We start from the raw sequence: 19,615 nt of genomic DNA on the forward strand, positions 1-19,615 counted from the left end.
GCCAGAGCCTCGGAGCGGCCCGGGGCTCTGGCACTTGACCTGAGTGTTTGCTGTCGAGCAAGAATTATTAACAGCGCGACAGTTCAGGAACTACCGCACATGCGTGCAAGCCTGCCACGGCACTCCGACGGACGGGGTCGGCGGAGGGGCTGTGCGGGCGGGTGGGTCAGGTGGTCTCGGGGGGTGGGGTGACGGTGCGGGCGCTGAGGGCCAGTTCGTTGCGGAAGGTGATGTACGGGCGCACCCGGGTCGTGCCGCGCTGCGGGTGCGGCAGCTCGACGGCGGGGTAGACGTCGGTCCTGCGGCGGTCGGCGGAGTCGCCGCCGATGCGGCCGAGCGGTGCGGGGGCGGCGCCGGGCGCGGGCAGCAGGCGCAGGTCCCACAGGTCGTGCGCCGCGCCGCGCCGGGCCAGCGCCTCCCCGTGGGGCAGCGTGGCGGCGAACCGGGCCCCGCCCAGCGGCTGCGCGGGCACGGTGAAGTCGTGCGCGGCGCCGAGCCGGGAGGCGGCGAGCAGGACGGCGTCCGGCCCCGGCTCGGCGCCGATCAGGCGGGCGGTGACGGCCGTCGACGCCTCCCCCACGACGACCTGTTCCACCTCGGCGTGGGTCGGACGCAGCCACGCCCGCACGCTCAGGTTGCCGTGCGCGGTGGTGTAGGGCACCCACGCGGCGACGCCGGCCTCCGTCGCCCGGGGCGCGAGGGTGACCAGGGCGGCCGTCTCGACCAGCTCCGCCCGCACCCGGCGGACCCGGCGATTGCCGCGCTGCGCCACGTAGAGGTCCCAGCGGCCTTCGGCGAGCGTGTGGGCGGCCCGCTCGACGACGACCTCGACCCGGCCGTCGACCGTGGCCGCGTGAGGCGGCAGCGGCAGGACGAGCTGCTGACCCGCTGAGTCCGCCGAGTCCGCGCGTCGGCGCAGGACGAGGTCCAGCGGCTCGGGCGGCAGTCCCGCCGGGTCGAGCCGGACGACGACGCCCCCGTCGCGGGTGGCGGCGGCGCGGGCCCGCGGGGCGGGCGCAGCGCCCGTCGGTGGCGGCTCGGGCGGGGTGCGGCACAGTCGGCGGCGCACGGTGGCGGCGGCCCGCAGCAGGCCGTCGGCCGCGCGCCGGTGGACCGGCCGGAGCTCCGTCAAGAGCCGCACGTAGCGCTCGGCGATGCGGTCGGGGTCGTAGGCGCGGGCGGTGACGCGGGCGGCGGCGCCCAGGGCGCGCCGCTCGTCGGCGTCGTCGATGAGCCGCAGGAGGGCCCCGGCGAACGCGTCCTCCCCGCCGGCCGGTGGGACCAGGAGGCCGTCCCGTCCGTGCGTGATGATCTCCCGGGGCCCGAAGGGGCAGTCGGTGGAGACGACGGGCACGCCGCAGCGCATGGCCTCGACGATCGTCATGCCGAAGGACTCCGCGTCGGAGGAGACGGCGGCGATGGCGCCCTTGGCCCACTCCGTCTCGATCGGCGTGACCGCGCCCATGAGCCGCACCTGGTTGTAGAGGCCCAGGTCGGTCACGAGTGCCCGCAGGCCCTCGGCCCCGGCGCCCCGCCCGTACAGCCGCAGGCTCCAGTCGGGACGGTCGGCCGCCACCTTGGCGAAGGCCCGCACGAGCCGGTCGTAGCGCTTGACCGGGATGAGCCGGCCCGCCGCGACAACGGTGCGAGAGCCGCCGTCGGAAGGGGCCACCGGGACGGCGGGCACCGCGTTGGGGATGGACAGGATGCGGGTGCGCACGCCCGGCAGCACCGCGCGGTAGCGGGCGGCGTCGGTCTCGGAGACGGTGACGAACGCGTCGAGCCCGGCGACGGCGGTCTTCTGGTCCTCCCGCAGCTGCGGGTTGTGGAAGTCGTGGGTGAGGTGCTCCTGCCCGACGCGCAGGTAGCGCGACGTCCCGTAGCGGTCGAGGTAGCCGTTGAGGACGGGTCTGGTGCCGATGACGGCGTCGGCGTCGGTCGCCCGCAGGTAGGCGGCGACGCGTTCGTCCGTCAGCCGGGTGGGGGCGAGCGGACCGTTGCTGACGCCGCTGTCCTCCCACAGCGCGGTGGGCTCGGCGGCGTGGGGGTGGTCGCCGTCGTGGCCGGGGGCGCCCCGGCGGCACTCGATGAGCGAACGGACCCGCACGCCGGGGGCGAGGCCGAGCCGCAACGCGTCGCGGGTGCGGTGGACGGAGACGATCTCGACGTCGTGGCCGGCGACGGCCAGCGCACCGCCGAGGTTCACCGTGGAGCGGATCGTTCCGCCGATCCCGTAGGCGTTGTAAAGGAGGAAGGCGATCTTCACCTGGCACTCTCCTGTTCTCCGGCCTGCCCGTGGCCGGTCCGGACTGCTACCGCAAGGAGTGCTACGCCCGGGGGCGCCGAAGGTTGCTGAGGACACCGCCCGGATCTTTCTTCGAGGCCGACCGCCCACGGGTGACGTGGCAAGGTGGGGCGACGGCGGGAGCGGGAGAGGAAACCCATGGGCATCGACGACGTCACCGAGATGTGGGACCGGGTCACCGGTATCCAGCAGGCTCCGGCGGTGTGGCTGGTCATCGCCACAGGTCTGGTCGCGCTGGCCGTCGTGGGGATACGCGGGTCGTGGCGGTTCGCCCGCAACGCCGTCACGATCGCCCATGAGGGCGGCCACGCGTTGATGGCACTGTTGACGGGACGTCAACTCCAGGGCATACGTCTGCACTCGGACACCTCGGGGCTCACCGTGTCGCGGGGGAAGCCCACGGGCCTCGGCATGGTCCTCACGGCCGCGGCCGGCTACACGGCGCCGCCCCTGCTCGGGCTCGGCGGGGCGTGGCTCCTGCAGTCGGGGCGCATCACGGCACTGCTGTGGGGGACGACCGCGCTGCTCCTGGCCCTGCTGGTGATGGTCCGGAACACCTACGGCGTCCTCAGCGTCGTCGCGACGGGGTCGGTGTTCATCCTCGTCTCCTGGCTGACCCCGGGCGAGGTGCAGGCCCTGTTCGCCTACGCCGTGGTGTGGTTCCTCCTCCTGGGCGGCGCACGTCCGGTGTTCGAGCTCCAGGCGAGACGGCGGCGGGACCGGGGACGCGTGCCGGTGGTACCCGGTGCTTCCGGTGCCGCCGGCGCGGCCGGTGCTCCCGACAGCGACGCCGACCAGCTGGCCCGGCTGACCAACGTGCCGCCGCTGGGCTGGCTGCTCTTCTTCCACGCCGTCGCGCTGTGCTCCCTGGTCGGCGGCGGCAGCTGGCTGCTCGGGCTGTAGGACGTGCGTCCCGGGGGCGTCCCGGAGCCGCACGTCGTACAAGCCCGAGGCCGGCCTCCGTGCGACGTCGTGCGGGTGCGGGCACGCGCCCACGGCCGACGCCGTGGCGCACGGACTAGAGTGAGGCCCATGACCGCCACCGCTGCACTCTGGCCTGCGCCGTCCGCGTCCGGTCCCGTCGACGCGAACGTCACCGTGCCCGGCTCCAAGTCGGTGACCAACCGCGCACTGGTACTGGCCTCGCTCGCCGCCGACCCGGGATGGATCAGGCGGCCGCTGCGCTCCCGGGACACCGTGCTGATGGCCGAGGCCCTGCGCACGATGGGCGTCGGCATCGAGGAGGGCGTCGGCCCCGACGGCACCGGCGAGGCGTGGCGCATCATCCCGGCGGGCCTGCACGGCCCGGCCACCGTCGACGTCGGGAACGCGGGCACCGTCATGCGCTTCCTGCCGCCGGTGGCCGCGCTGGCCGACGGCCCCGTCCACTTCGACGGCGACCCGCGCTCGCACGAACGGCCGCTGCACGGCGTCATCGACGCGCTGCGCACCCTCGGCGCCCGGATCGACGACGACGGTCGGGGCGCCCTGCCGCTCACCGTCCACGGCGGCGGCTCACTGACCGGCGGTCCGGTGGCGATCGACGCCTCGTCCTCCAGCCAGTTCGTGAGCGCCCTCCTGCTTTCCGGCCCCCGGTTCAACCAGGGTGTCGAGGTGCGGCACACGGGCGAGACGCTGCCGTCGATGCCGCACATCCGCATGACGGTGGACATGCTGCGGGCGGCCGGAGCGCAGGTCGACACCCCGGAGGCCGGCGGAGAGGCGGGCGTGTGGCGGGTGACGCCCGGCGCGCTGCTCGGCCGTGACCTGGTCGTCGAGCCCGACCTGTCCAACGCCCAGCCCTTCCTGGCCGCCGCCCTGGTGACCGGCGGCCGGGTCACCGTCCCGGACTGGCCCACGCAGACCACCCAGCCGGGTGACGCCCTGCGCGACATCTTCACCACGATGGGCGGACGCTGCGAGCTCGACGAGCGCGGGCTGACGCTCACCGGCTCCGGCGCGATCCACGGCATCGACGTCGACCTGTCCGACGTGGGCGAGCTGACGCCCGGCATCGCCGCCGTGGCGGCCCTCGCGGACTCGGAGTCCGTGCTGCGCGGCGTCGCCCACCTGCGGCTGCACGAGACGGACCGGCTGGCCGCGCTGACCAAGGAGATCAACGGCCTCGGCGGCGACGTCACCGAGACCGCCGACGGCCTGCGCATCCGCCCGCGCCCGCTGCGGGGCGGCGTCTTCCACACCTACGACGACCACCGGCTGGCCACGGCGGGCGCGCTGCTCGGGCTGGTCGTCCCGGGCGTGGAGGTGGAGAACGTGGCCACGACGGCCAAGACCCTGCCGGACTTCCCCGGCATGTGGCGGTCCATGCTCGGCCTGCCCGGCTGAGGACGGCGTCCGGCATGCGCCGCTACGGCAAGCACACCGACGAGGACGACATCCGGGTCCGCCCCGGACGCCGGGGCAGCCGGCCCCGGACCCGCCTGCGGCCCAAGCACGAGGACGCGGCCGAGGGCTTCGTCCTCACCGTGGACCGGGGCCGCGTCACCACGCTCGTCGACGGTCGCACGGTCACCGCGATGAAGGCCCGCGAGCTGGGCCGCAAGGGCGTCGTCGTCGGCGACCGGGTCGCCGTGGTCGGGGACCTCTCCGGGGAGAAGGACACGCTCGCGCGCATCGTGCGGGTGGAGCCGAGGTCGTCCGTGCTGCGCCGCACGGCCGACGACGACGACCCCTACGAGCGCGTCATCGTCGCCAACGCCGACCAGCTGGCCATCGTCACGGCGCTCGCCGACCCCGAGCCGCGCCCCCGGCTGATCGACCGCTGCCTGGTGGCGGCCTTCGACGCCGGGCTCGACCCGCTGCTCGTCCTCACCAAGGCCGACCTCGCGCCCGCCGAGGAGCTGCTGGCCGCCTACGCCCCCCTGGGGGTGCGCGCGGTGGCGGCCCGGCACGACGAGCCCGTCGCGGCGGTGCGGCACCTGCTGGGCGGCCGGGTGACGGTGTTCGTGGGCCACTCGGGCGTCGGCAAAACGACCCTGGTCAACGCGCTCGTACCGGACCGCAGCAGGGCCACCGGCCACGTCAACGCGGTCACCGGACGCGGTCGCCACACGACGACGTCCGCGCTGGCGCTGCCGCTGCCGGACGACGAGGGCTGGGTCATCGACACCCCGGGCGTGCGGTCCTTCGGGCTGCACCACGTGGACCCGTCCCGCGTCATCCACGCCTTCCCCGACCTGGAACCGGGCACCGCGGAATGCCCGCGCGCCTGCAGCCACGACGAGCCCGACTGCGCGCTGGACGCCTGGGTGACCGCAGGCCACGCGGAGCCGGCCCGGTTGTACTCGCTGCGTCGGCTGTTGGCCGCCCGGGAACACCACGAGGGTGACTGACGCCCGTTCCGGCGCCCGTCCCTGCTCCGGTCACGGCGGGCTCGGCGCGGCCTGCGGGGGCACCCGCCGGTCCGCACCGGCCGGGGCGCCCGCCAGCAGCGCCGACACGACGGCGGCCACCCGGGCCGGCGCCTCCGGCTCCGACGGAGGCGCGACGACATAGGACAGGGCGAGCCGCAGCCCGGTCTCGCAGGCCCGGCGCAGCTCGGCCTCACCGCTGCCGGACAAGGCGTCGAGGGTTCCGGCGCACAGCCGCTCGACGACCTGCGAGGGAGGCACCTCCGGGAGGGGCAGCCGCGAGTTCCAGAAGCCGGTGAGCGCGGCGCGTACCAGCGGTTCCTCCCGCGCCCGGCACAGGATCCACACGGCGGCGGCGGCGCAGCACACGGCCGGGTCACCACCGCTGCGCCGGGCGGCGGTGACGGCGTCGGCGGCGCCCGCCACGAAGCCGTCGACCTGGCGGGCCACGAGGGCGGCGCCGAGGCCCTCCTTGGTGCGGAACTCGTTGTAGAGGGTCTGCCGGGAGACGCCGGCCGCCGCCGCGACCTCGACCATGCGCACGGTCGCCCAGGGCTGCGCCGCGAGGGCCGACTGGGCGGCGATCAGCAAGGACTCACGTGCGCTCGGCATGCTCCCCTCCCCTGGCGGCGCGTCGGATGTGCGGCACAGGATCAACGCGGGGCCGGGGCAAGTCAAGACATCGGAAGGAAGAGGTCCGTTCGCCGTCCTCCCCCTCGCGACACGGGCACGCGCCCGGACGGACGGCCCATGTGGCCGGGCCACCGCCCACTGGATACTGTTCGATCATGCCGGACTATCACGATGATCTGCGTCTCGCCCACGTCCTGGCCGACGCCGCCGACGCCGCCACCATGGAGCGGTTCAAGGCGCTGGACCTCAAGGTCGAGACCAAACCGGACATGACCCCGGTCAGCGAGGCCGACAAGGCGGCCGAGGAGCTGGTGCGCTCCTCACTGCAGCGGGCCAGGCCCCGGGACGCCGTGCTCGGCGAGGAGTTCGGCACCGAGGGCTCCGGCCCCCGGCGGTGGGTCATCGACCCGATCGACGGCACGAAGAACTACGTGCGGGGTGTGCCGGTGTGGGCCACGCTCATCGCGCTGATGGAACGCGGCGAGGGAGGCGACCGGCCGGTCGTGGGCGTCGTGTCCGCCCCGGCGCTGCACCGCCGCTGGTGGGCGGCGCTCGGCAGCGGGGCGTACACCGGCCGCAGCCTCTCGTCGGCCTCGCGGATGCAGGTCTCCCGGGTGGCCCGGCTGCGGGACGCCTCGTTCGCCTACTCCTCGCTCTCCGGCTGGGAGGAGCGCGGGCGGCTCGGCGGGTTCCTCGACCTGACCCGCACCGTGTGGCGCACCCGGGCCTACGGCGACTTCTGGCCGTACATGATGGTCGCCGAGGGGTCGGTGGACCTGTGTGCCGAGCCCGAGCTGTCCCTGTGGGACATGGCCGCGAACGCGATCATCGTGCAGGAGGCGGGGGGCACGTTCACCGGGCTCGACGGCCGTCCCGGCCCGCACAGCGGTGACGCGGCGGCCTCCAACGGCCTCCTTCACCAGGAGATGCTGGACTACCTCGGTGGCCGCAACGGCGGCCGAACCGTCGGTTGATCCGCGGCCGAACCGTCGGTCGGCCCGGGGGTGGGGAACGGACGCCGGGGCGGCGGAACGGGCGTCAGACGGGCCCGCACGCGGTCTTGTTGGGCGCCGGGGAGCGTGTGACTATGAACACTCACCCGCTTGTGAGCTTGTGAATCCGTTCTCGTGACGCCAGGACGGCTCCCGGCTCCGCCAAGGAGGTGGCACGACGACCATGCCCATCCTCGTCCGCGACGCCATGACGACCCTGGTCCTCACCATCGGGCCCACCCACACCCTGCGCCAGGCGGCCTGCCTGATGGCGGGGCGCCGGGTGGGCGCAGCGGTGGTGTTCGACACCGACACCAGCGGGCTCGGCATCCTGACCGAGCGCGACGTCCTCAACTCCGTGGGCTGCGGCCAGGACCCCGACCGGGAGACCGCGCACGCCCACACCACGACCGCCGTGGTGTTCGCCTCACCGGACTGGACGCTGGAGGAGGCCGCAGGAGCGATGACCCGCGGCGGCTTCCGCCATCTGATCGTGCTCGACGACCGAGAACCGGTCGGCATCGTCTCCGTCCGCGACATCGTCCGCTGCTGGACCACGGCGAGAGACGCCGTTCCGGACCCGTCCCGGCCCGGCGCCGTCCCGGTGTGAGGACGGCCGGACGCACCGGAGGGGCCGGAACACCGCGCTGACTGGCGGGTCCGGCCCCTCCGGCCCGGGCGGCGAGCGGTGACCCGCCGCGCAGGGCCTGGACCGCGGCGAGCGACCGCTCGCCGCGGTCAGTGACGTGGCACGTCAGCCACGCAGCGCCCCGACGGCCGCCTCCAGGCGCTTGCCGTAGTCCGCGTCGGCCCGGCGGAAGTTCTCGATGGCGCGCTGCGCGATGTCGTCGCGCGAGACCTTGGCGATGAAGCCCGCCAGGTTGTTGATCAGGCGCTCCTTCTCGTCCTCCGACATCAGCCGGTAGAGGTTGCCCGCCTGGACGAAGTCGTCGTCCTCGGCGTGCCGCGGCGCCTCGTGCTCGCCGGTGGCCCCGGAGACGGGCAGCGGCTCCCACAGCGGGCGGCCGGTCTCGAAGGGGCCGCCGAAACTGTTCGGCTCGTAGTTCTTCGCCCGGCCGTGCCGGCCGTCGTACATGACGCCGTCGCGCCCGTGGGTGCGGGCCTCGCCGGCCCTCGGGCGGTTGACCGGCAGGTGGTCGGCGTTGATGCCGACGCGGTAGCGGTGCGCGTCGCCGTAGGCGAAGAGGCGGCCCTGGAGCATCTTGTCCGGCGAGGGGCCGATGCCGGGCACGAAGTGATGCGGGGAGAAGATCGACTGCTCGACCTCGGCGAAGATGTTCTCCGGGTTGCGGTTGAGCTCCAGCCTGCCGATCTCGACGCACGGGTAGTCGGCGTGCGGCCACACCTTCGTCAGGTCGAACGGGTTGAAGCGGTAGGAGGCCGCCTCGGCCGCCGGCATGATCTGGACGGAGACCGTCCAGCTCGGGTAGTCGCCGCGCTCGATCGACTCCCGCAGGTCACGCTGGTGGCTGTCCGGGTCCTTGCCCGCGAGGACGTCGGCCTCCTCCTGCGTCAGGCACTCGATGCCCTGGTCGGTCTTGAAGTGGTACTTGACCCAGAAGACCTCGCCGGCGTCGTTGGTCCACTGGAAGGTGTGGGAGCCGAAGCCGTCCATGTGACGGTAGGTGGCCGGGATGCCCCGGTCACCGAAGAGCCAGGTCACCTGGTGCGTGGACTCGGGCGACAGGCCCCAGAAGTCCCAGACGTTGTCCGCCTCCTGCGAACCCGTGTACGGGTCGCGCTTCTGGGTGTGGATGAAGTCGGGGAACTTGATGGCGTCCTTGATGAAGAACACCGGGGTGTTGTTGCCGACGAGGTCGTAGTTGCCCTCCTCGGTGTAGAACTTCAGCGCGAAACCGCGCGGGTCGCGGACGGCGTCGGGCGCACCGAGGTTCCCGGCCACCGTCGAGAAGCGCAGGAAGACCTCGGTCTCCTTGCCGATCTCGGAGAGGAACTTCGCCCGGGTGTAGGGGGTCACGTCGGCGGTCACCGTGAAGGTGCCGTAGGCACCGGCGCCCCGCGCGTGCACGATCCGCTCCGGGATCCGCTCGCGGTTGAAGTGGGCGAGCTTCTCCAGGAGGAGCTGGTCCTGCACCAGGACGGGACCGCCGACGCCCGCCGTCTGGCTGTTCTGGTTGTCCGCGACGGGAGCACCGGCCTCCGTGGTCAGCGGACCGGTCGTCTCGCTCTGAGCAGTCACTCTCACGCCTCCTGCGTCTGTCCTGTCCCTTGGCTGTCGCCGACGCCGAGCCTACATTGGACTCAGTCCAAGTCAAGATGCATATGAAACCCGTACAGTGTCCGGCCAGGCGGGAGCCACTGTTAAGCTGGCTCCACCTGAACGATGGGTGGGATCAATGAGTGACCTTCTGGACCGACTGCGCGACCGCGGCTGGCGGCTCACCGCGCAACGGCGCGTCGTCGCCGAGGTCCTCGACGGTGACCACGTGCACTACACCGCCGACGAGGTGCACGCGCGCGCCGCCGAGAAGCTCCCCGAGATCGCTCGCGCGACCGTCTACAACACCTTGAGCGAGCTCGTGACGCTCGGCGAGGTGATCGAGGTCAGCACGGACGGGCGGGCCAAGCGTTACGACCCGAACGCCCACCACACCCACCAGCACCTGGTGTGCTCCCGCTGCGGCACCATTCGGGACGTCCACCCGGCGTCCGATCCGTTGGGCTCCCTCCCCGAGAGCGAGCGCTACGGGTTCAGCATCTCCGAGGCGTCCGTGATCTACCGGGGCGTGTGCCCCACCTGCGCGGCCGCCGCGTAACGCACCTCTTCGCCTTTGTCCCGGTGTCGGAGCACCGGTCTTGTGTGCCACCGAGTGACACCGCCCCGCGTCCCCCCCGGTGACACACAAAAGCCGGTGGCCCGGAACCTCTCGGTTCCGGGCCACCGGCTTTTCAGTAGCGGGGACAGGATTTGAACCTGCGACCTCTGGGTTATGAGCCCAGCGAGCTACCGAGCTGCTCCACCCCGCGTCGTTGTGATCCTCACTCTAGCCTTGGGGCGACGACCAGCGCAAATCGATACAACGGCAGGGGGTCGGCGTCATGCGGACAGCTCGGAGTGCAGAGCGTCGCTGAGCCGGGCAGCGCGTTCCGCCACGGCGGCCGGGCCCAGCTCGACGGCGCGGGCGCACCAGCGCCGGCTTTCGGCCAGCTCGTTGCGCCGGGCCGCGAGCAGCGCCAGCCGCAGCGCCGCGCGGCCGTGACCGGCCTCCGCGGCACGGGCCCACCACAACGCCGCCTCGGGCTCAGCGCCCTCGCGCGCCAGCAGCAGCCCCAGGTTGAAGGCGCCGCTGGAGCTGCCCTCCTCGGCCGCCGCGCGGTACCAGTGCGCTGCGGCCACCACGTCGCCCCGTGCGGCCGCGCACATGCCGACCCGCACCTGCGCACGGCGGTGACCGGCCCCGGCGGCCTCCGCGTACCAGCGCTCGTACTCCGGCACGCCGTCCTGCGGCGGCCTGCCGGCGCTGCGGTGCTCCAGGAGCGAGGCCAGCCGGAACGCCCCCTCCACGCTGCCGCCCTCCGCCGCACGGCGCAGCACGTGCTCGGCCGCGTTCTCGTCGCCCTCCCGCAGGAGCGAGCCGCCGACCTGCAGCGCGGCCTCCGCGTGCCCCACCTCGGCCGCCTGCCGGTACCAGCGCATGGCCTCGTCCAGCGCGCCGCGACCGGAGTGCAGGATGCCCAGGTTGAAGGCGGCGTCCACGCTGCCGCCCTCGGCGGCCTTGGAGAACCACGGCTCCGCACCGTCGGTGTCGCCTCGCTGGAGGAGGAGGACGGCCAGGGCGTTGGCCGCCTCGGTGTGCCCGGCGTAGGCGGCCTTGCGGTACCACTGCTCGGCCTGCGCCTCCCGGCCCTGGCCCGCGCAGAGCAGGCCGAGGTTGAAGGCGCCGTTGATGTCACCGGCGTCCAGGGCCGCCACGTACCACCGCTCCGCCTCCGGCCGCTGGCCCCGTTCGGCGTGGAGAGCGCCGAGAGCGTTGGCCGCGTTGCCGTCACCCTCCCGGGCCGCGCGGCGCCACCACTCCTCAGCGGCCTCCTCGTTGCCCGCGTCGCGCAGCAGGAAGCCGAGCGCGCACGCCGCGCCGGGCTCCCCCTCACCGGCGGCGATCAGGTACCAGCGCCCCGCCTCCCGGGTGTCCCCCCGCTCCTCCAGGAGTACACCGAGGCGCAGCGCGGCGCCGCTGTGCCCCCGCGAGGCGGCCTGCCGGAACCACGGCTCGGCCGTCTGCGCACCCCCCTCGGAGGCGGTCAGCAGGTGCAGTCCCACCCGGTGGGCGGCCTCGCGGTGACCGCCCTCGGCGGCGGCCCTGAACCAGGCCTCGGCGCCGTCCTCACCACGGTGGTCGAGCAGTTCGGCCAGGGCATAGGCGCCCAGCGTGTGCCCGGCCTCGGCCGACTGCCTCAGCCAGTAGCACGCGGCGGACTCGTCACCGCACTCGCGGTGATACCTGCCCAGTGCGTGGGCGGCGGCGGCGGATCCGGCCACGGCCGCGGTACGCCAGCACGCGGCGGCGTCCTCGGTGCGACCGCGCTGGTGCAGCAGGACGCCCAGGTTGTTCACGGCCGCCCGGTCCCCTGCGGCGGCGGCGGCACGCAGGTGCGGCTCGGCCTCGTCGAGCTCCCCCCGCCGCAGCAGATCCGCGCCGAGCGCGCTCAGCGCCGGCACGCCGTGGACCGGCGAAGACGTCGATTCAGCGGCTGCGACGGATGCGACGGTGAGGACGTCCCGGGCGTCATCGACCTCCGCGACGTAACGGGCATCCCGGCACGCTGCGCGATCAAGCCTTGTCATCTCCCCCATAACGTCCATCGTCGCACCACCTGCCGCCCGGGTACATCTGGTATGCCGCAACCCGAGAGGTCGCTTCGGCGTTTTGTCGACTTCCCGATATGACGAGAGCTCAAACTCCCTCGTGCGAGGAAGAGTTGACGTTCCTCGTTGACTCGAAACAGCGGAAGGGCCCGGAGTCGATGACTCCGGGCCCTTCCGTGCAGTAGCGGGGACAGGATTTGAACCTGCGACCTCTGGGTTATGAGCCCAGCGAGCTACCGAGCTGCTCCACCCCGCGCCGTTGTGTAGACCACACTACCACGGCGCGGGGCGGCCCCTTCAGCGCGGCCGCGTGCCCTCCGTCACGCCTCTCCGGCGTCGTCTCCGCCGCCGGCTTCCTCCCCGCCGCCACCGGCTTCCTCCCCGCTGCCCCGGGCGTCCTCAGCCCGCTGCAGGGCGTCCTGGAGATCCTCCTGGGCGCGACCGTACGCCTCCCAGTCACCCTCCTGGAGGGCCTGCTCTCCGGCTTCGTACGCGTCCTGGGCGTCCTGCAGTGCCTCGGCCAGTGCCGTCGGGTCAGTGGGCTCCGACGGCTCGGAGGGCTCCTCCTCCGGCTGCTCCTCCTCCGGCTGCTCCTCCTCCGGCTGCTCCGGCCGCTGTTCCTCCGGCGGCTCGCCCTCGCCGCTGACCGCGAAGACCTCGTTGAGCGCGTCGGACAAGGTGTTCTCGTAGGCGATCTCGCCTCCGTAGGCGGCCAGCACCTTGCGCATGCGCGGGTAGTTGGTGTCCGCACCGCGGACGTACAGCGGCTCGACGTAGAGCATGCCCTCGTCCATGGGGATCGTCAGCAGGTTGCCGTACTCGACCTCCGAGTCACCTCTTTCGAGGATGTTGATGGACTCGGCGATCTCCGGATCGGAGTTGAACCGGCTCTGCACCTGCTGCGGCCCCGACACCTCCACGGAGGTGGGCACCTTGAGGACGCGGATCGTGCCGTAGTCGTCCGTCTCGGCGTCGGACTCCACCGCCATGAAGGCGCCCAGCGTCTCCCTGTTGTTGGGATTGAAGGTGGTGGTCAGCGAGAAGCTCTTCTCGTCCTGGCCGGGCATCTTCATGCTGAGGTAGTACGGCGGTACGGGCTCGTTGTCCCGCGTCGTGTCCGTCGGGATCTGCCAGCGCTCGCTGCCGCTGTAGAACTGGCTGGCGCTCTCCACGTGGTACCGCGTCAGCAGCTCGCGCTGGACCTTGAACAGGTCCTGCGGGTAGCGCAGGTGGTCCAGCAGGTCGTCACTGATCTCCGATCGCGGCTCGACCGTGCCGGGGAACGCCTTCATCCACGTCTTCAGCACCGGGTCCTTGGTGTCCCACTCGTACAGCTTCACCTCACCGCTGTAGGCGTCCACGGTGGCCTTGACCGAGTTGCGGATGTAGTTGACCTGGTCCTGCTGGGCGAGCACCGTGCGCTGGCCGTCGGTCAGCGCGTCCTGCGTGGTGTCCCCCAGGGTCGTGCGGGAGGAGTACGGGTAGCCGTTCGACGTCGTGTAGGCGTCGACGATCCACTGGATCTTCCCGTCGACCACGGCCGGGTACGGGTCACCGTCGATCGTCAGCCACGGGGCGACCGCCTCGACCCGCTCCTTGGGCGTGCGGTTGTAGAGGATGCGCGAACCGTCGCCGATGGCACCGGAGTACAGGATCTTCGGCTCACCGAAGGCCATGGCGTACGCCGCCCGGTTGAACGTCCCGGAGATGTCGACGCCGCTCTTGCCCTCGTAGGTGTACAGCTTCTCCTGGTCGTCGGCGACGTAGTCCAGCTCCTGCTGCGGCCCGCCGACGATGGAGTACATCGTCGTCTTCTCGCCGTAGTAGACACGCGGCTGGTAGTCGGGGAGCTGGCCCTGGGGAGGCAGGTCGCTCTCGGTGAAGACCGGGGTGCCACCGCCCTCCTCGTAGTCCACCTCGGTGCCCTTGGCCGCGACGACCCCGTAGCCGTGGGTGTACTTGAAGTGGTTGTTGATCCAGTTGCCCTCGGGGACTCCGGCGATGTTGATCTCGCGGAGGCCGACGACCGTGTCCTGCTCCTCGCCGTTCGGCCCTTCGTAGCGGTCCACGTCGAGGTTCTCGGGGAAGGTGTAGTAGCCGCGCACCTGCTGCGACTGGCGGAAGGCCGGGGAGACGACGTTCGGGTCCAGCAGGCGGATGCTGGCGGTGTCACTCACCGCGTCCCGCTCCCGCTGGTTGTTCTCCTGCGTCTCGCCCTCGTCGGCCTCGGCCTCCTCCTGGGACTGACCCTCGTAGTCCCGGTACTCGACGCCGTCGATGCCGTACGCCTGGCGCGTGGCCTCCATGTTCTTCTGGATGTACGGCGTCTCCTTGGCCTGCTGGTTCGGCTGGACCTGGAAGCGCTCGACGATCGCCGGGTAGAGCCCGCCGATCAGGATGGCGGACAGGACCAGCAGCCCCAGGCCGATCATCGGCAGCTGCCACGTGCGGCGCCACAGGGCGGCGAAGAACAGCAGCGCGCAGATCCCGGCGATGAAGAAGAGGATCGTCTTGGCCGGAAGGTAGGCGTTCGCGTCGGTGTAGCGCAGCCCCGTCCAGTCGTCGGTGCCCCGGATGTCGCTGGACTTCACCGCGAGCCCGTAGCGGTCCAGCCAGTAGGCCACGGCCTTCAGCGCGACGAAGAGGCCGAGCAGCACCGACAGGTGGCCCGTCGCCTGCGTCGTGGCCCGTGCGCCGGGCGTCGTCAGGCGGAGGCCGCCGTAGAGGTAGTGCACGAGTGCCGCGGCGATCAGCGACAGGACGACCACGGCGAAGCCGAAGCTCAGCAGGAACCGGTAGAACGGCAGGTCGAAGGCGAAGAACGAGATGTCCTTGCCGAACTGCGCGTCCTGCTCACCGAACGAGGTGCCGTTCACCCACATGAGCCAGGTGCGCCACTGGCCTGAGGCCGAGGCCCCGGCGATGAGGGCCACCAGAGCGGTGACGCCGATCAGTATCCACTTCTTGAACGGCGCGACGGCCATCCGGTAGCGGTCCAGGCTCTGCTGCTCCAGCGACATCGCACTCAGCGGCGGACGCAGCCGGTGCGCGAGCCAGATGTTCAGCCCGACCGCGAGGCCCATGACGACGCCGAAGACGGCGAACAGGCCGATCTTCGTCCACAACGTGGTGGTGAAGACCGTCGTGTAGTCCAGGGACCGATACCACAGCCAGTCGGTCCAGAACCCGGCGAACATGACGAAAAGCATGGCCAGCACGGCCAGTACGCCTGCTGTCACCAGCAGCGTCTTGGCGCGCCGGGATGGCTGGCCGACTCTGATCCGTGGCCCGGTGGGGCCCCCTGAGCCCCGGTCCGGCATCTGGAAAGCCAAGGTGCGCACCTCGAAGATCGCGATGGATGATGCGGCCCCGTAACGGCAGGGCTCACTCTGGTCAACTTAACGAAGCTTTACTCGGTTCCCGTTCCCGGGGCATCAGAAGGCACGATATGGGCATGAGCAACCTTCCCCTGGACGGAACCCCCCTGGCCGCGTCACCGCTGACCCGCGCCGTGCTGGAAATCGACGAGTACGCCTCCGGTCTCGGCTGGGACCAGCCCGCCCGCCTCTTCGCCCTCGTCGACACCGCGCAGCTCCAGGCCGATGAGCCGGAGCTGGCGGAACGCCTCGGGCTCGCCGGCCCGGACGCCGACACCGACCCCGGCCCCGACGCGGGCCGACCGACCACCGGACTCACCCCCATCGAGCAGGACGAACTGCCGGACGGGCTGCCGCTGGACGAGTTCCTCGGCACCATCGCCTGGCCGGACGCGGTCACGGGCTGCGCCCTGACCGTCGAACGGCTGATGCTTCCGCCGACGGCCGAGGGCTCCGTCCCCACCGACCTGGACGACGAGCAGCTGGCGGCGTGGGTCGCCCGGCACCCGGAACGCCAGGAGGTGCGGATGACGGTGGCCGTCCTGCGGGACGGTGAGCGGGAGGCCGCCCTGCGGCTACGGGAGAAGGACGCCGCGACCGAGGTGCTGACGGGCTCGAACCTCGTTCCCGGACTCGCCGAGGCGCTGACGGCGACGTTCACGGGCTGACCCCGCCGCGCCGCCGGTTCCGGCCGCCCGCCGCGCCCGGTCCCGGGCCGGTGGGCGCCGACGCCCGCCCCCGACCCCGGGCGGCGGCGCGGGGTCAACCCGTGGCGCACACCGGGAGCGTCTCGGTGTCGTCCGCGCGGATGTCCTCCAGCGCCTCCAGGGCGTCGTCCATGGTGGCGACCTTGACCAGCGTCAGGCCGTCCGGGCGGGCCTTGGCGGCCGTGGGGCAGTTGGCCTCGGGGGTGAGGAAGTAACGGGCTCCGGCGGCGCGCGCGGCGAGGGTCTTCATCGTCACGCCGCCGATCGGCCCCACCTCCCCGTCGGGCGTGATGGTTCCCGTACCGGCGACGAAGGTGCCGCCGGTCAGGTCCTCCTCGGTCAGCTTGTCCGTGATCCCGAGGGCGAACATCAGCCCGGCGCTGGGGCCGCCGACGTCCGCGAGCCGGATGTCGATCTCGAACGGGAACGTGTGCGCCGTCCCCGCCTGGATGCCCACGATGGCGCGGTCGTCCTGGGCCGCCGTCGTGGTGATGGTGACCTCGCGCGTCTTCGCCTCCGCCGGGTCCTCGCCGGCCTCCTCGGCGGCCGTGGCGGCCTTCACGGGGACGACGGTGAAGACGACGTCCTCGCCGGGCTCGTGCTCGGTGACCAGCTCGGCGACCTCCGTCGGCTCCGTCACCGGGGAACCGTCCACGGCCTTGATGACGTCACCGGCGCGCAGCGTGCCCTCCGCCGGGCCGTCCTTGACCACGGCCCTGACCACGGTCCGCTCGGTGACCGGGATACCGAGCTCACGCAGGGCTGCGACCTTGGCGGACTCCTGCGACCGGGAGAACTCCTCGGCGTTCTCCTGCTCGGCCTGCTCGGCCGTCGTGCCGTCGGGGTAGAGGGACTCGTGCGGAACGACGGCGGCGTCGTCCGAGATCCAGCTGTAGAGGGCCTCGCCGAGGGTCATCTCGTAGTCCGCGCCGGTCACGCGGACCGTCGTCATGTTGAGGTTCCCGGCGGTGTCGTAGGACTCCCGGCCGTCGATGCTGAGCACCGGCTCGCCGCCGTACTCGCCGAGCGTGTTGACGGTCGGCCCGGGGGAGAGTTCGGAGTAGGGCACCCGCACCAGGGCCACCGCGCAGAGCATCGCTATGAGGAGCAGCGTGGAGGCGAGGATCGTGGCGTGACGGCGAGACATGCCCCGACACTACGGGACCGGCCGGTCACTCGGCCGCTCGGGACGGGCCGTCCGGGGCGGGCTCCGCAGGGCCGTGCGGGCCGGTGGGGGCGGGCTCGGGAGCGCGGCCCCCGGCCGGGTGGAAGCGGCGGTGACGATCAGCGGCGGACCGCTCCATCACGCTGCGGAACGCGTCGTAACCGGCGACCCCGGCGGCGTCACCGGACCCCTTCTCAGCGGACTGCCGAGCGGCCCAGGAGGCCCAGAAGGCCGCGTATATCGCCCCCGCCAAGGGTATGAGGAGCCAGACCAGCGACGCCATGCGAACCTCCCGGTCCCGCCGCCGGCCCCGACGGGACGGCGGCACGCGGACGGACAATGCGGAGATTCCCACTCTTGGGGGCACTTTCCCGGCGTGCAACCGGACGTGTGTCCCACTCGGCGTCAGCCCGCGCCGACCCATTCGTCGGTGCCGTCGGCGAAGACCTGGTGCTTCCAGATCGGCACCTCGTGCTTGAGGTCGTCGATGAGCTTGCGGCAGGCGCTGAACGCCTCACCCCGGTGCGGGCAGGAGACGGCGACGACCACGGCCAGGTCACCCACCCGGAGGTCACCCACCCGGTGGACGGCGGCCAGCGCCCGAACGGGGAACTCGGCGGTGACGCGTTCGGCGATCCGCCGCATCTCGGCCTCCACGGTCGGGTGGGCGGAGTAGCCGAGGCGGTCGACGTCGCTGCCCCCGTCGTGGTCGCGCACGGTGCCCACGAAGAGGGCCGTGCCGCCCGCCGCGCTGTCCCCCACGGCTGCGAAGACCTCGTCCAGCGAAAGCGGTGTCTCCCGGACGGCGAGCAGCCGGATCGGGTCGGCGGCGCCCTGTTCGCCGGGGTGCTGGGCTGTGTCGTGCGTGTCTGCCATGGACTCATGCTGCCGTACCCGGCGTGGTTTCGGAAACGTCCTTCCACGTGCCGGGCGGACGGACCCGCGTGCGTCGGTGGACGCCGGCGTCAGCGGCCGCGGCGCCTGCGGGCCCGACGGACCAGCGCCGCCGTGCCGACCAGCGCGACGGTCGCACCGGCGGCCCCCAGTGTCGTCGCGGCGTCCTTACGGCCGAGCCTGCGCCCGGCGAGCGTGTGCCGACCCTCGACCTCGTCCAGGAGCGCGGCCAGCACCTCCTCGTTGGTCCACTTCGGACGCCATCCCGCGTCGTGCAGCCGGGAGCCGCTCACGACCCAGGGGTACATGGTGTAGGCCAGGTCGCCGGCGGGTGAGGGCGTCAGGCCGAGACGGTGCAGCCGGGAGGCGGCGCCGAGCGCGACCGCCGACGGCAGCTCCATCCGCCGGATGCCCGACAGCTCCTCCACCTCCTCCTGCTCCAGCCACCCGTCGCACCCGACGGCCAGCTCACCGTCCACCTCCTCCAGCGCGGCGTACTCCAGCGCGCTGACCAGGTCCTCGACGTGGCAGAACTGCCAGCACGGCCGGGACCCGGCGACCACGAGCAGGCGCGGTGACTCGAAGTATCGGGTCAGTGCCGTGTCCACGCCGCCCACCAGCACGGACGGGCGCAGCACGGTGACGTTCAGGCCCGGGTGCGCCCGGGGCGCGCGTTCGGCGAGCCGCTCGATCTCCAGCAGGTCGCCGACGCCGGTCGCCTCGGCGGTGGCGCGCAGCTCGGCGTCCTCCGCCAGCGGCACGTCGTTGTCCGGCAGCGCGCCGTAGACCATGGCGGACGTGCACAGCACGACGCGCCGCACCCCGGCCGCGGCGGCCGCCGTCAGCACCGTCTGCGTGCCGCGCACGTTGTAGGCGGTCCGCGCCTCGCCGTCGGACTCCAGGTCGAGGTCCAGAGCCAGGTGGACGACGACGTCGACCGGCTCGCCGCCGTCGTCGCCCGAACGCAGCCGCTCCGCGAGGGCGGGGTCACGGACGTCGAGCGTGTGCCACTGCACGCCCTCCGTCTCGCCGCGCTCCTCGTCCAGGCCGACGACCTGCCTGACCGCCGGGGACGCCGCCAGCCGCGCGGTGAGCAGCGCGCCGACCCCGTGCGCCGCGCCGGTGACGGCGACGACGGGACCGGCAGCGCCGTTTCGCGCTGCGCGAACGTGGTGTTCGGGGGAACTCACCGGGCTGCTCCAGTGGTTGTCTCTGGTACGGGTGCGCAGGCCCCATCCTGCCTGACAGGTGTCTAGGCTGGAGGGAGTGCCCGCGAAACGGGTGGGCCGTTCTCGGAAGGACCCACCCACCCGACGCTGCGG

Annotated in this window: 16 protein-coding genes and 2 tRNA genes; 7 read left to right on the plus strand and 11 right to left on the minus strand. The window is 72.7% G+C overall.

Annotation, left to right across the window (positions count from 1 at the left end; genetic code table 11):
- Positions 1 to 166: 166 nt before the first annotated feature.
- Complete coding sequence (locus tag V6D49_RS07325; RefSeq protein WP_340558150.1) at positions 167 to 2,266, minus strand: glycosyltransferase family 4 protein; 2,100 nt, start codon at positions 2,264 to 2,266, stop codon at positions 167 to 169.
- A gap of 177 nt (positions 2,267 to 2,443) precedes the next feature.
- Between V6D49_RS07325 and V6D49_RS07330 the strand changes: the two genes are divergently transcribed.
- The 3 genes from V6D49_RS07330 to rsgA all read left to right on the plus strand — a co-directional run bounded on the left by V6D49_RS07330 (position 2,444) and on the right by rsgA (position 5,658).
- Positions 2,444 to 3,208 (plus strand): M50 family metallopeptidase, encoded by a 765-nt coding sequence (locus V6D49_RS07330; protein ID WP_340558152.1) that lies wholly within the window; start codon positions 2,444 to 2,446, stop codon positions 3,206 to 3,208.
- 129 nt (positions 3,209 to 3,337) lie between these two features.
- The gene (gene aroA / locus V6D49_RS07335) at positions 3,338 to 4,651 is read left to right on the plus strand and encodes a 3-phosphoshikimate 1-carboxyvinyltransferase (protein ID WP_340558154.1); all 1,314 of its coding nucleotides are present in this window, start codon (positions 3,338 to 3,340) and stop codon (positions 4,649 to 4,651) included.
- Between the two features lie 14 nt (positions 4,652 to 4,665).
- Entirely contained in the window at positions 4,666 to 5,658 is a 993-nt protein-coding gene (gene rsgA, locus V6D49_RS07340) for a ribosome small subunit-dependent GTPase A (protein ID WP_340558156.1), read from the plus strand.
- 30 nt (positions 5,659 to 5,688) lie between these two features.
- On the opposite strand, the gene V6D49_RS07345 is transcribed toward rsgA, so the two are convergent.
- A complete protein-coding gene (locus tag V6D49_RS07345; RefSeq protein ID WP_340558157.1) occupies positions 5,689 to 6,288 on the minus strand; it encodes a TetR/AcrR family transcriptional regulator in 600 nt (199 codons plus the stop codon).
- A gap of 176 nt (positions 6,289 to 6,464) precedes the next feature.
- Here V6D49_RS07345 and hisN point away from each other — a divergent pair, with 176 nt between their 5' ends.
- Positions 6,465 to 7,283: a histidinol-phosphatase gene (gene hisN / locus V6D49_RS07350; protein ID WP_340558158.1), complete on the plus strand. Its 819-nt coding sequence runs from the start codon at positions 6,465 to 6,467 to the stop codon at positions 7,281 to 7,283.
- 208 nt (positions 7,284 to 7,491) lie between these two features.
- Positions 7,492 to 7,911, plus strand: a complete 420-nt coding sequence (locus V6D49_RS07355) for a CBS domain-containing protein (RefSeq protein ID WP_340563765.1) — start codon at positions 7,492 to 7,494, stop codon at positions 7,909 to 7,911.
- 144 nt (positions 7,912 to 8,055) lie between these two features.
- Here V6D49_RS07355 and V6D49_RS07360 read toward each other — a convergent pair whose 3' ends face one another.
- Complete coding sequence (locus V6D49_RS07360) at positions 8,056 to 9,522, minus strand: catalase (protein ID WP_340558160.1); 1,467 nt, start codon at positions 9,520 to 9,522, stop codon at positions 8,056 to 8,058.
- 157 nt (positions 9,523 to 9,679) lie between these two features.
- On the opposite strand from V6D49_RS07360, the gene V6D49_RS07365 reads away from it, so the two are divergent.
- On the plus strand, positions 9,680 to 10,099 hold the full coding sequence (locus tag V6D49_RS07365) for a Fur family transcriptional regulator (RefSeq protein WP_340558162.1): 420 nt from the start codon (positions 9,680 to 9,682) through the stop codon (positions 10,097 to 10,099).
- Between the two features lie 137 nt (positions 10,100 to 10,236).
- Here the strand turns inward: V6D49_RS07365 and V6D49_RS07370 are convergent.
- From V6D49_RS07370 to V6D49_RS07385, 4 genes are all read right to left on the minus strand, one after another.
- Positions 10,237 to 10,310: transfer RNA gene (locus tag V6D49_RS07370), tRNA-Met, on the minus strand.
- 70 nt (positions 10,311 to 10,380) lie between these two features.
- Positions 10,381 to 12,003 (minus strand): tetratricopeptide repeat protein, encoded by a 1,623-nt coding sequence (locus V6D49_RS07375; protein WP_340558164.1) that lies wholly within the window; start codon positions 12,001 to 12,003, stop codon positions 10,381 to 10,383.
- Between the two features lie 329 nt (positions 12,004 to 12,332).
- Positions 12,333 to 12,406: transfer RNA gene (locus V6D49_RS07380), tRNA-Met, on the minus strand.
- A 64-nt stretch (positions 12,407 to 12,470) separates the two neighbouring features.
- On the minus strand, positions 12,471 to 15,470 hold the full coding sequence (locus tag V6D49_RS07385) for a UPF0182 family membrane protein (RefSeq protein WP_340563766.1): 3,000 nt from the start codon (positions 15,468 to 15,470) through the stop codon (positions 12,471 to 12,473).
- Between the two features lie 134 nt (positions 15,471 to 15,604).
- Here V6D49_RS07385 and V6D49_RS07390 point away from each other — a divergent pair, with 134 nt between their 5' ends.
- Positions 15,605 to 16,195, plus strand: coding sequence for a PPA1309 family protein (locus V6D49_RS07390; protein WP_340558166.1), 591 nt, complete (start codon positions 15,605 to 15,607; stop codon positions 16,193 to 16,195).
- Between the two features lie 94 nt (positions 16,196 to 16,289).
- Here V6D49_RS07390 and V6D49_RS07395 read toward each other — a convergent pair whose 3' ends face one another.
- The 4 genes from V6D49_RS07395 to V6D49_RS07410 all read right to left on the minus strand — a co-directional run bounded on the left by V6D49_RS07395 (position 16,290) and on the right by V6D49_RS07410 (position 19,483).
- Positions 16,290 to 17,381, minus strand: coding sequence for a YlbL family protein (locus tag V6D49_RS07395; RefSeq protein WP_340558168.1), 1,092 nt, complete (start codon positions 17,379 to 17,381; stop codon positions 16,290 to 16,292).
- Positions 17,382 to 17,406: 25 nt separating this feature from the next.
- Positions 17,407 to 17,682, minus strand: coding sequence for a hypothetical protein (locus tag V6D49_RS07400; protein WP_340558170.1), 276 nt, complete (start codon positions 17,680 to 17,682; stop codon positions 17,407 to 17,409).
- A 122-nt stretch (positions 17,683 to 17,804) separates the two neighbouring features.
- A complete protein-coding gene (locus V6D49_RS07405) occupies positions 17,805 to 18,275 on the minus strand; it encodes a molybdenum cofactor biosynthesis protein MoaE (protein WP_340558171.1) in 471 nt (156 codons plus the stop codon).
- Between the two features lie 89 nt (positions 18,276 to 18,364).
- Complete coding sequence (locus V6D49_RS07410; RefSeq protein ID WP_340558173.1) at positions 18,365 to 19,483, minus strand: SDR family oxidoreductase; 1,119 nt, start codon at positions 19,481 to 19,483, stop codon at positions 18,365 to 18,367.
- Positions 19,484 to 19,615: the final 132 nt, after the last annotated feature.

This window comes from Streptomyces sp. GSL17-111 (genome assembly GCF_037911585.1).
Classification (GTDB): Bacteria; Actinomycetota; Actinomycetes; order Streptomycetales; family Streptomycetaceae; genus Streptomyces.

Coding starts and splice junctions, on each gene's coding strand:
- V6D49_RS07330 (WP_340558152.1), top strand. CDS start 2,444: ATGGGCATCGACGACGTCACCGAGATGTGGGACCGGGTCACCGGTATC.
- aroA (WP_340558154.1), top strand. CDS start 3,338: ATGACCGCCACCGCTGCACTCTGGCCTGCGCCGTCCGCGTCCGGTCCC.
- rsgA (WP_340558156.1), top strand. CDS start 4,666: ATGCGCCGCTACGGCAAGCACACCGACGAGGACGACATCCGGGTCCGC.
- V6D49_RS07345 (WP_340558157.1), bottom strand. CDS start 6,288: ATGCCGAGCGCACGTGAGTCCTTGCTGATCGCCGCCCAGTCGGCCCTC.
- hisN (WP_340558158.1), top strand. CDS start 6,465: ATGCCGGACTATCACGATGATCTGCGTCTCGCCCACGTCCTGGCCGAC.
- V6D49_RS07365 (WP_340558162.1), top strand. CDS start 9,680: ATGAGTGACCTTCTGGACCGACTGCGCGACCGCGGCTGGCGGCTCACC.
- V6D49_RS07385 (WP_340563766.1), bottom strand. CDS start 15,470: ATGCCGGACCGGGGCTCAGGGGGCCCCACCGGGCCACGGATCAGAGTC.
- V6D49_RS07390 (WP_340558166.1), top strand. CDS start 15,605: ATGAGCAACCTTCCCCTGGACGGAACCCCCCTGGCCGCGTCACCGCTG.
- V6D49_RS07395 (WP_340558168.1), bottom strand. CDS start 17,381: ATGTCTCGCCGTCACGCCACGATCCTCGCCTCCACGCTGCTCCTCATA.
- V6D49_RS07400 (WP_340558170.1), bottom strand. CDS start 17,682: ATGGCGTCGCTGGTCTGGCTCCTCATACCCTTGGCGGGGGCGATATAC.
- V6D49_RS07405 (WP_340558171.1), bottom strand. CDS start 18,275: ATGGCAGACACGCACGACACAGCCCAGCACCCCGGCGAACAGGGCGCC.